Annotated in this window: 9 protein-coding genes; 3 read left to right on the top strand and 6 right to left on the bottom strand. The window is 61.9% G+C overall.

From position 1 onward, the window contains the following. Positions 1-188 precede the first annotated feature (188 nt). Positions 189-527 (top strand): hypothetical protein, encoded by a 339-nt coding sequence (locus ACFWB0_RS01775; protein ID WP_378488706.1) that lies wholly within the window; start codon positions 189-191, stop codon positions 525-527. 238 nt (positions 528-765) lie between these two features. On the opposite strand, the gene ACFWB0_RS01770 is transcribed toward ACFWB0_RS01775, so the two are convergent. The 5 genes from ACFWB0_RS01770 to ACFWB0_RS01750 all read right to left on the bottom strand — a co-directional run bounded on the left by ACFWB0_RS01770 (position 766) and on the right by ACFWB0_RS01750 (position 3,476). Beyond that, positions 766-1,167 (bottom strand): Fic family protein, encoded by a 402-nt coding sequence (locus ACFWB0_RS01770; protein WP_378488705.1) that lies wholly within the window; start codon positions 1,165-1,167, stop codon positions 766-768. After that, the gene (locus ACFWB0_RS01765; RefSeq protein WP_378488704.1) at positions 1,154-1,306 is read right to left on the bottom strand and encodes a hypothetical protein; all 153 of its coding nucleotides are present in this window, start codon (positions 1,304-1,306) and stop codon (positions 1,154-1,156) included. Before ACFWB0_RS01765 ends, ACFWB0_RS01770 begins: the two co-directional genes overlap by 14 nt. Positions 1,307-1,680: 374 nt before the next feature. Then, positions 1,681-1,956 (bottom strand): hypothetical protein, encoded by a 276-nt coding sequence (locus ACFWB0_RS01760; protein ID WP_378488703.1) that lies wholly within the window; start codon positions 1,954-1,956, stop codon positions 1,681-1,683. An 18-nt stretch (positions 1,957-1,974) separates the two neighbouring features. Continuing rightward, complete coding sequence (locus ACFWB0_RS01755; RefSeq protein WP_378488702.1) at positions 1,975-2,589, bottom strand: 2OG-Fe(II) oxygenase; 615 nt, start codon at positions 2,587-2,589, stop codon at positions 1,975-1,977. Next, on the bottom strand, positions 2,589-3,476 hold the full coding sequence (locus ACFWB0_RS01750) for a GlcNAc-transferase family protein (protein ID WP_378488701.1): 888 nt from the start codon (positions 3,474-3,476) through the stop codon (positions 2,589-2,591). Before ACFWB0_RS01750 ends, ACFWB0_RS01755 begins: the two co-directional genes overlap by 1 nt. A gap of 1,608 nt (positions 3,477-5,084) precedes the next feature. Here ACFWB0_RS01750 and ACFWB0_RS01745 point away from each other — a divergent pair. Then, entirely contained in the window at positions 5,085-7,481 is a 2,397-nt protein-coding gene (locus ACFWB0_RS01745) for an ATP-dependent endonuclease (protein ID WP_378488700.1), read from the top strand. Positions 7,482-7,562: 81 nt separating this feature from the next. On the opposite strand, the gene pglX is transcribed toward ACFWB0_RS01745, so the two are convergent. Next, a complete protein-coding gene (pglX, locus tag ACFWB0_RS01740; RefSeq protein ID WP_378488887.1) occupies positions 7,563-10,520 on the bottom strand; it encodes a BREX-2 system adenine-specific DNA-methyltransferase PglX in 2,958 nt (985 codons plus the stop codon). Positions 10,521-10,658: 138 nt separating this feature from the next. On the opposite strand from pglX, the gene ACFWB0_RS01735 reads away from it, so the two are divergent. After that, positions 10,659-10,998, top strand: a 340-nt coding sequence (locus ACFWB0_RS01735; RefSeq protein ID WP_378488699.1) for a transposase, incomplete at its 3' end; no start/stop codon positions are given.

Raw genomic sequence — 10,998 nt, 5'->3', positions numbered from 1 at the left:
TCGAGCAGCACTCGGCCGGCCATCTTGTCACCCTGAGAGCCAGGTCGAGGACTCGGGTGTCGGCCGCGCCCTCGAACGTTGACAGCGGCCAATGCACCCGCTTTCACCTGGGAAAACGGTAGCCTTGGCCCGTACACTGTGAGCATTGACCGCCGGGGTAGCCGGCCTGATCATGAGAGGAGTGCAGGATGACCGTCGTCAACATGAGGGTCACCCGGCAAAGTCTCATGCAGACGGCCATACTGGACAAGGTCGATCGTGAGCATCTCCCACTGAACACCGATCGCGTTCGCCGCAGCCTCCAGACGGTCCGCGAGCACGTCAGTCGTAGCCCGTACTTCACCGAGATGCTCGATTGCTGGGAGCAGATCATCGAGGACAACGACGTCGAGGCCCTTCGCCGGGTCGTCAAGTCCGACGACGAGACGGGCAACGAGATGCGCAACCTGTCCCCGCTCTACGTCCTGCTGACCGAGGACGAGCGAATGAAGGTGCTCGACGACCTGCGCAAGCTCGCTCTGCAGTGACCCGCGATGAGTTGGAACGGGCGATCAAGGCTGCCTGCGCGAACATCGAAGAAGACCAGGTCATCGTCTTCGGCTCCCAGTCGATTCTCGGTACCTACGTACGAAACCGAACTCCCGAGTACGCGACGCTGTCGCGTGAGGTCGGATGTGTTTCCGCGCAGCGGGATCGAGGGTCCCCCAGGCGCCGGAAGTGGTCGGGACGCAGTTCACATCTGCTCTCGTCTGCGAACCATCGGCACTACCCGCCCGCTGACCGATTCTCTGTCCCGTCTCCGAGCACCCCGAAACGTACGTCACGCCAGAACTCGCAGAGCAATACCAACGACCGGTGCTGGTCCCACTCCCGCAGCGCCAGCACATACTTGGCGTGCTCGTCGGTGTCACGCTCGACACTGAGCTCGAGAACGGGGAAATCCAGACGTCTCATCGCTTCGGCGACCATCACCCGCACCGCTCTACCGTTGAAATCCTCGAATGGATGAATGTGAAGCGCCTGCGCTTCCAGATAAGCGAGGGCTTCGAGTTGAAGCTCAACATCGTCGGCGCAGTAGTCGAGCCGACTGTGGAAGCTGTCGAACAACTCCCGCATCTCTCGGTCGACATGAATATGTTCCGGCGGGTAGTGGCTACCGACCCCCACCGACTTCTTCCGCCACCTGCCAGCGATGCCGTAAGGGTTCCGCGATCAGGTCGGCGACCTCGAGATAGGTCTTGGCCCCGAACAGCGTGTCGAACTGACGCGTGCTGCCGGTATCGAGCGGCTCTGCTGGCTCACGCACTGCTTGTTGCTGCACCTCGGAAAATGGGGACCAAATCAGTGCAAGTCGAGTGAAGTATCCTGCCTTCTCCGCGCGTCCTCGACCCACCGATCGGAGACTGGTTCGCCTTCCATCGCCATGCTGTGAATCACATGATCGACCACCGCAGCGCGCCGACGATGGACCTTCTCACTGTCAGGTAAAGCACGCCACCGTGCGACCTGCGCCCGAACGCTGTGCACAGTCATGATGTGCGTCCTTCCTTGCAGGTCCGTGTGCCCGTACCTACATGATGACAGGCGGCAACGAAGCCGAGCAATCCACGAACCCGCAAGATCGCAAACGATGGACAGACAATCACCGTCACGGCTGGGGTCCGCAGCGGACGAGAAGTATCAATCTCCGAGTCGGCGGCCGAGCTTGTCGACCTGCCGTTGCAACGAGATCACTGCCTTGAGAACCTCCTCGATACCGGGTCCACCTTCCAAGCTCGTCGGACCCACCGGCCCCACCCCACCCGGACTCACGCCGGCGTCCGGGACCTCCTCGACCAGATCGAACGCCCACTTCCGGACGATCTCGACAAGCACCTCCGGATGGGCTTCGAGATCGAGGATGGGCCCATGCGCTTTGATGACCTGCTGGACCACTCGGTTCTCTTTGTTCGTCATCGACACGTTATCCGTCCTTCACTCGGTGGTGGATGTTGTCGTCGGCGCCTCACGCACCCATGTCGCCAAGATCGTTTTGACCCGTCGGGCCGGGCACGCGACGTGGCGCATGGTCGGATCGATCGAGCCATCCGGCAGCAGGTTCGGCCACGCCAGCAGCCGACCTGCAACCGGCTGGAACCGCTGCCCGAGGGTGGGAAAGTAGGTGCTTCCCCCCGAGGGGGACGTGCTGAGATAGATGAGCACCGAGATGCAACGTTCCCCCCACCGGTCCCCGGCGAAGAAACCACTGTCGTGATGCTCGTCGAACCGCTCACCGGCCCGGTATCGCGACATCTGCCAGGGCTCGAAGCGTGTGGCGGACACGTCGAAGTCCACAGCCAACCGGTGCTCAACGGTGCGCAGGAACGCGCGGGAGTCTTCGCCGAGCCAGGTTTCGTCCGTTGTAGAACTTGTGCGGCCGATCGATTGCCCGTACACCAGGCGGCTGCGCCGATCGAACCGGATGACAGGACTCTTCCACCAGTACGTATACCGCAGATCGTCGGTGATGCAGGCACATTCCTGCGCGTCGAGGAACTCGTCCACGCACGTGACGCTGCCGTCGCGGAGGGTGACGGGGGCCGCGATCATCAGAACACCAACGACAGATGAACGTGGTCCTCGAACGCCGCGATATCCGCGCAGGACAGCTCCCGCTGCCCGGTGAAGGAGCGACGAAGCTCAGCCAGGGAGCGGCCGTGACGTTCGTCGTACCGCTTGTGGTCGGCCCAGTGGGTCACGCGGCTTGTCCTGTCGTAGGCGTGCCAGCCGATCACCCGATGGGGATGAAACAACCGGTACCCGGCGGCAAACGCCCGCACACTGATCAGCACCTCGTCACCGAAGAAGTACACCGTGGGGTCGAACTGCACCTCGTCGTTGAAGCATCCGTCGGCGAGAAGGAAGTGCAGGGACACGAAGTCGGCGGCCACCGGGGCGGTGAGTGTGTCGACGTCGCGGATCACTGAGCCCTTGAGTCGAGTCAGGATGCCCCTGTCCCGCGCGTATGGATAGAGTCGCTGCGGGCGGCTCGGCCCGTACAGCTCGCACCCAGGGTGGTACGCAGGCAGATAGCCCGTGAGTATCGGTTTGACCGCACCTTCGGCCCGCACCTGTTCGAGCATGCCCAATGCCAGTTCGTCCCAGCCGGCGACGAAGCGGTGGTGGGAGTCGAGCAGCAGAGTGTAACGCTCACCCTCCCATGCCTCCTGCAATCGTCGGCGTGCCCAGTTGCAGCCCTCACTGAGATCGGCCGGTACCTCGTCGATCTCCAGGTGGGGCAAGCTGAGGACTTCACCCGGCAACACCTCGCCCGGTGTTCGCTGCCACATCACCCGTACCCGCAGACGCCCAGGCTGGGCCGCCCTGGAGTACAGGTCCCGAAGGGTCGGGACCAGCTCGAGATCCCGGTACGCAGGCACCTGAACATATAGATCCGGCGCGACGGATCCCGACGACCGACCGGTGGTCAGTTCCATGGCGCGCCAACCAGTGCCACACTGCGCCTGCCCGGGACTGTGCTCCGGCGCCGGGAGGATCGTTGTCCGGCTCGGCTGTCGCCGTCGATGGTGCGAGACATGGATTCCCCCGGTGTCGGGTGTGCCGCTGCCCCCGCCTGCACGAGCTCTTCTCTTGGACGTCGGCACACCGATCCAGCGTCTCCGACCGAGACAATCATAATCCGGTCGTACATCATGCGTGGCAATTCTTGGAAGGTCTGACCTGCCTCGACCGTGAAGCAGGTGCGAGCAAGCAAGTCTTCTACCCGCTGGCGCAGCACAGAAGGACATGACGCCGCTGCGGTACAACGCGCCCTCCGTGGGGCGCACCCCAACGCCCGCGTTCACACATCCGTCGACGACACGAACGCGTGTTCGAGTTGACGCCCATCGCTGCGCATGGGATTATCCCAGCACCAACCTGAATACAGGTCGACCCCGGCCGGTGCTGGTAACACCGAACCGGGGTCTGGGCACACGACAGAAAGAGCTGTCATGCACCGTAGGGTGGAGTCTATCCACACGCCCCCAGGGGGCGCTTCTCATGGGTCGGTCTTCGATTCCGACTCTCTTCTTCTCGCCCCGCCGGGGTCTTCGCTGACGTCCTGATCTTCTGAGCCTCTCGACCCGTCCGGTCGAGAGGCTCGAGGTGTTTGTGCTGCGACGTGTGCGCGGGCCGGTCCGGTAGCCGCGACACGTCGGGCATTCGTCGCTCATCTCCCGAGGTCCGACGTCAGCGCATCGACGCTGCACGCAGGGGTGCCATTCCCGTGCGTGAAACCGACTGGGCGCCAGTACCTTCGTCTCCATTCTGGCGGTGGAGCACCCGATCGTGAGGGTCGACACGAACGACCGGGTCCAGCGCAAGCCACACGTCACCTCCGACGTGGGGCCAGAAGCGTTGGCCGAGATGGTCTATCGGGGCATGTCGACCGGGCAGCGTTGGGGAAGGGGCCGAAGGCAAGCTCAGGGACCCGTAGGGTCTCCATACGGTTGGGCGCAGCCGCCCGCAGGGCGTCCGCTTTTCGTGTCTCCAGAAGCACATCGAAAGCCGCAGTGGGTAAATCGTTCTCACATTCCATCCCGTGGCTGGTTTCCCACTGCCGAGCAACGAGCGACACCCCACCGACCACCACCCGGACGGAGATCCACAAGCCCGCCGGCATTCGACGACGAGATAACCGACCATGTCGCGTCCGCGCGCCGCCACCGACGCGGCATGAATGTTCGGACCGAGCGAAGTGGCAGCAGGTCGCCGCGATCGATGAGCTTCGAGCCGCTAAAGGACACCCTGACCGAATCCGCACGTCGTGCGCGCCTGGACCGACTAGCCTCGAGCTTTCGTGCGTCCAGCAGAACGGGAGGCTCCCTTGAGTAGGTGACGTGTTGTTCGTAAGCTCGTCGTCGCTTGCCGGTGGAAGTCCGGTCCGGGTCCGGGTACCCGAGGTCCTGGCCGCGCATAGTTCGGCCCAGATGGGCTTGAACGTCATTACCTGCACCGACGGTCGCCCGAATGCGTGCCGATCGTGTCTCCGAACGGTGTCGGGAGGGCCCGATAGCATGTCCCGAAACAGAACGGGAGTCCACGTGCGAGTCAAGACCTTGTACATCAGGTTCTACAAGTCGTTCAACTACGACTATCTGCGCAAGAGCGACACCCGAGCGGTGCCCGATCCGTGGGACGTCGTCGATGAGCACGATATCCGCTTCTTTCCGTTCGTTCAAATCTCCCTCGAACGGGAGATCACCACTGTTGTCGGAGCGAATGAGTCCGGCAAGAGCCAGGTCATTTCTGCAATCAAGTGTCTTCTGACTGGCGACCGCATCGAGCGGCGGGACTTCTGCCGTTACTCCGAACTACTGGCAGTCAACAAGGAGATGGCGGTACCAGAGTTCGGGGGTATGTTCGGGGATCTCACCGACGAGGAACGAGCGGTCCTCCGCGGATTGCTAGGTGCCGATGCAGACAATCCGCTCGACTCCTTCTGGATTTTTCGCTTCAACAAGCGAGTCACCATCTATGGCCGACAGGCTGCTTCAGGCGCGGCGGAGCCTGTGTGGCTCAGCAAGACCTTGACGGACACCCAAATCAGGAAAATCGCGCTTCCAACCTTTTTCGAGATTCACGCAAATGTTCCGCTCCCGAGCAGTGTCCCCCTTGAGTACCTGACGGCTGCGAAGTCGAAGAAGACTGCATTCTCACGCGACGGCCGCCTGCGGTTCTTCCGCACACTCTTCGATGACACCAAGATCTTCGAAACAACCGACGCGTTGGCCAAGGCGGCTGAGAAGGTCGTGACGACCTACGCTTCGTACACCGCGGTCACGGACCACGACCTACACGCACGGCTTGAGCTCGCTGAGAAGCTGCTGTTTGACGTGGGCCAGATCGACAAGTCATCTTTCGTTGAGCTTCAGGAGGCCGTTGAGGCCGGCTCGGGTGCAGAGGGCTGGGCGAACGGCTTGGTTCGAAAGATGAACGCGCAACTGGCCGACGCCCTCAACTTCCCCAAGTGGTGGTCGCAAGACGCCGAGTTCTCGGTCTACCTCACGCTGCGCGATTTCGATCTCATCTTCACGGTGCGCGACCGAACCGGTCAGGAATATTCCTTCGGTGAGAGGTCGAGCGGGATGAGCTACTTCCTGTCGTACTTTGTCCGATACCGATCGCACGTTCCAGCGGACCACCAAGAGATTCTACTTATGGACGAGCCAGACACCTACCTTTCGATGCAGGGTCAGCAGGACCTACTCCGCATCTTCACCGACTTCGCTGCACCGGAGGAACCGGATGTCGCGCCCGTCCAGGTTCTCTACGTCACCCACTCGCCGTTTCTCATCGACAAGAACCACGGCGAGCGCATCAGGGTGCTGGAGAAGGGGCAGGGCGATGAGGGAAGCCGGGTCGTCGAGAACGCGGCCAAGAACCACTACGAGCCTCTCCGGTCGGCCTTCGGTGCCTTCGTCGCTGAGACCACTTTCATTGGCAACTGCAACCTCATGCTTGAAGGCCAAGCCGATCAGGTGTTGCTCGCAGGTCTCAGCTCGCTCGCACGACGGCTTGGGACCAAAGACACGACGCTCGACCTCAACACGTTGACTCTCGTTCCGGCCGGTGGTGCAGAACACATCCCGTACATGGTCTATCTCGCACGGGGTCGCGACGTGGACAAGCCCGCCGTGACCGTTCTCCTCGATTCCGACGATGAGGGGAACCGCCAGGCCGCTGAGCTTCGCCGGGGGTACCGAAACAAGCGCCTGGTAGACGACGGTTTCATCATCCAGGTCGGTGACCTTGACGGCGACAGGTTGGCTACCGACGTTGGGAAACTCATCGAGATTGAGGATCTGATTCCCGCCGAGGTGCTTCGGCTGGCTGTAATTCGCTTCGCTCGAGAAGTACTAAGCCAGGTAGACGCCGACTACATAGCCGAGCATCTCACGACGATCGACCCTCAGGACGACGAGAAGCTCTTCAAAGCAGCCGAGCGTGCGGCTCGGGCGGCGAGCCCGAGCCAGGAGCGTCCTCTGGATCTGGACAAGGTAGGTGTGGCACGCGCCGTCCTTCACGTCGTCGAGAAGGACGTGAACGATGAGCTTCGCGACCGCACGCTTGCGAACTTCACCGAACTCTTCCGCCTCCTTGACCGCGCGCAACGCGCCGCGACACGTAAGAAGACGAACGACCTCACCACCCGCAACCTCAAAGACCTCCGTACTCGATTCGAGCGGGATCACCCCACGACGGCAACCCGCCGGCAAGTCGAGGAACTGCTGGACAGCATGCTCGAACAGCTCCGCGAGAACAACGCGGAGGCAGACAAAGTGCGCGACACCATCCGAGGCATTCGCGTGGACTTCAAGCTGGACGTCGACCCTATGACGCCAGTCGCCGGCTTCGACGCACTCAAGCAATCGCTAGCCGAGATCGTCTACCGTCCGGTAATTGACGTTCAGGAAGCGGCGCTCTCACCCACAAAATGACTCAAGCACGTAACGCAGCCAACATCGCAAAGTAGGAGATGCGCCGCTACAAATCGTTTTGAGGACAATGGACAACCTTGCTCATGCGGGCTGGTTTTTCGCGACGAGCTTCTCCTTGGTTCGGCGACCGCGGGTGGGCGCAGAAGGTCGCCAAGCGGCGAGGTCGTCGGGGGTGACGTCGAAGTCGGCGCTATGGGAGCGCAGAACCTCGTCGATGGTGTCGGCCACCGACTCCCCGTACTCCGGATCGATCTCACCGTGCCACTGCCGTACCCACGGCAGAAGTTCGGCGAGGCCGGCAAGCATCGGAGTCAACTTCTCGGGGCTCGTCTGATCCCAACCATCCGTCGCGACACGTTCGTCGACGAGGCCCGCGAGCGCGAGTGCTTGCTCGGCGTGGTCCCAACCAGCCCAGCCGAGAAGCATGGTCGGGTCCGTCTCGCGGTTTGCATTCGGGTAGGAGATGAACCGTTCCTTCGGCACATCGAGCTTGCCGCGTCGCGACCAATACGAAGTCTTGAGGAAGTCGGCGGGCTTGTACTTCGGCGGCACAGGGATCGGATCCTTCAGCCCCTCCCCCACATCCTCGCGGCGCTGAAGCTCCCAGGTGTGTTCCCACGCCTCGCGCTTGATGAGACCGGACGGCTTGTACCGCAACGCAGCGAGATACGGCACACCTTCTACATCGAGAAGTTTCGTCAACGCAGCCGACGTGGCAACCTGGTCGCTGCCAGCCCAAAGCCGCAGCACACGACGGAAATCCTCATCGCGGTCGAGGCGATCAGCAAGTTGAGCGACGCTACGCGGAGTGGGGTGGTCACCTTCGAACCACAGGTCGCGATTCTCGACACGATCGAGCAGCCAATCGCGCAATGCCACGGCGACACGCTTGTCCCACGGCTCCGACGCCCAACGTCGTTTGTGCTCCGGCTTCTCCAACAGCCGGATGCCCGGGTTCGACGCGATCACATCGAGGCGACGCTGCAGGAGGTCGCGGTAGCTAGCTGGCAGGTGCGGCGGAATCTCGGTGGTCGGGCTGAACTTATGGTTGTGGTGCCTGAACCACGACGTGTCATTGCCCTTCTCGACAGACCGGGCAAGGTCGATCGCGAACGCCCGCTCGCTGGACAGGATTCCGGGAAGTTCGCCGGAGTATGTGAGGTCCTGGTCGATGAGTCCGTACAGGCGGTAGCACTCCCAGTCGAGTTCCTCCTGGTGCGCGATCATCAGCCCACGAATCCGCTCGAACGCGGTACGCGACACTTCCAGAACCTCAGTGGTCGGCACTCCTGCCGCGAAGATGATGGCCGGGCCATTGGTGACGAGTTCCTGCGCAAGAGCGTCGAGCTTACGGGTACGTTCCAGGGGGTAGGACGCAGGAAGAGGCACGTCCTTGACCGTGGTTCCATTGAACTGGTAGCGATGCTCCCACGGCTCATCGGCGCCAGCTTGCTCAGCCCCCGGTCGCCCCTTGTTGTGACAATTCTGCTTGAGCCAGAAGCACGCCACCGAACTGTTCAGCACGCCGAGTAGGCGCAGGTGGTCGTCCTCGCTTGCGCTCTCCGGCAACTTGATCACCGGCGCGGTCTGCTTGAACACCTTGCCGCCGCGGTCCAGGACGAAATGGTTGTGGGTTGCCACTTCGGCGAAGGTGATGGAGAGGGGGGTGCGAAGTTTTGCAGCCGTCATCCGGCCAAACTCATACCAATTGAGACCCACTTCCACCTTCGTCTTACCGCCAAACATCTTGTTCTGCGACAGCAAGGTTCGGTACGGCCACATGAACTTGATCATTAATGGGATATCAGTTGACTCAACTGGACGGAAATCCGGATCGTACGGCCAGATAGTTCGTTCGTGGGCAGACTGTTCCCAGTCACGGAGTTCGTCACCGACCACCATGTCGCGTGCCGACTGTCCTCCCAGCTCGCGATCCATAACACGGCGTGGCTGGATGAACACGTCATCTTCAAGCGTGAACGACGTGATACCTACCGACGACGCCACACGATCCAGAACCCTATTGCTTGCGGACTCGATCGCACTGACGAGCTCCACCGCGCCACCTCCGGACAGGCTCCACGGATGCGAACGAAGCGTGGCACGAGGCAGGTCCGCAACGCTGATCCATCCGTTGTCGAAGCCGACTTCGTCGATGTGATCCACAATGGCCGACCACACAATCCCCTTGGCGGGGTCATCAGGCCGACCAGGCTCACCGCGTACCCCCAGGACCGCACGAACTGTCGGTATCGCGTTTTCGGTGCCTTTGTTGCGGCCAACCAGGATCACGGTCGGCGTTCCGTGCCCGGGGATGTAGGCACCTGAAGTATCAATGACTTTCCGCAGGTCTTTGAACGCGAGGAACTCCTCGATCAGCTTGGTGCCGAACTCTCGCTTCATGAACGAGTTCGACGTGATCTGCCCAACCCAACCAGCGGGCACAGCGCCATCCCGCTTTGCGAGCCGGAAGAACAACTCCATGAACGGAACCGTCAACACATACTTTCCGTGGCACGTGTCGTAGTGGCGTCGATACAGGTCCCGCAACGCCGCATCCTTGATGCTGATGTACGGCGGATTACCCACCACCACATCGTGTTCCCTACGCAGGATTCGCTTAAGCGCGCCGGTGTCTTCGATCGACAACGCGAACTCACCCTGCCCGATCGACAGCAGATCGTCGCCCAGTGCCTCCTTGTCGGAACCCCACAGCAAGGAATCACCGGCCGCGAGGTTCAGTTCGATATCGATCAATTTCTCGATCGACTTGTCCCCACTCGCATCCAACGCCGCAATCATCAACCGGAACCGCGCAATCGCCACCGCGAACGGGTTGATGTCCACACCGAACACTGAGGCAAGTGCCTTCTTCACCAGCATGCGTCGGCCGAGCGCTGGCGCCTCGCTCTCCCACCGCTCCAACAACCGGTGAAACGCACCCAGCAGGAAGTGCCCCGAACCGCACGTCGGGTCGATCACCGTGAAGCCCTCGAGTGGGCGTTCCTTCAGTGCCGGCTCGAGGGTCTGGTCGAGGATGAACAGTAGTGCCCCATAGAGTGGTGTAACCCGGTGACCAGCACCACAACCGACAGCGTGTCGCTGCTGGACGTGAAACGGTCACCGCGTGATCCTTCGAGTCAACCTTCCACAGAATCCTCGAACGGAGTCATCACGATGACCGCACCCCACATTGTCGACCCTGCGGGCGTATTGCACCAAGCCCTGACCGACGCGTCTCCCGACCTGATGCGCGAACTGCTACAAACCATGATCAACGCCCTGCTGTCCGCCGAAGCCGACGCGGTCTGCGGCGCCGAATGGGGCCAACAGTCCACCGAACGAGTCAATCAGCGCAACGGCTACCGGCGCCGCCCGCTCGACACCCGCGTCGGCACCATCGACGTCGCTGTCCCCAAACTCCGGTCCGGGACGTATTTTCCCGAGTGGCTTCTCGAACGCCGTAAACGCGCCGAAGCGGCATTGATCACCGTGGTCGCCGACTGCTACCTGGCCG

The organism is Rhodococcus sp. NPDC060086, assembly GCF_042730275.1.
Taxonomy (GTDB): domain Bacteria; phylum Actinomycetota; class Actinomycetes; order Mycobacteriales; family Mycobacteriaceae; genus Rhodococcus.
Note: the sequence above shows the minus strand (reverse complement) of the source record. Positions and strands in the feature narration are given on the sequence as shown.

Bases quoted from the DNA above. Each gene is read 5' to 3' on its own strand.
- ACFWB0_RS01750 (WP_378488701.1), bottom strand. From the start codon at position 3,476: ATGGAACTGACCACCGGTCGGTCGTCGGGATCCGTCGCGCCGGATCTA.
- ACFWB0_RS01755 (WP_378488702.1), bottom strand. From the start codon at position 2,589: ATGATCGCGGCCCCCGTCACCCTCCGCGACGGCAGCGTCACGTGCGTG.
- ACFWB0_RS01775 (WP_378488706.1), top strand. From the start codon at position 189: ATGACCGTCGTCAACATGAGGGTCACCCGGCAAAGTCTCATGCAGACG.
- ACFWB0_RS01760 (WP_378488703.1), bottom strand. From the start codon at position 1,956: ATGACGAACAAAGAGAACCGAGTGGTCCAGCAGGTCATCAAAGCGCAT.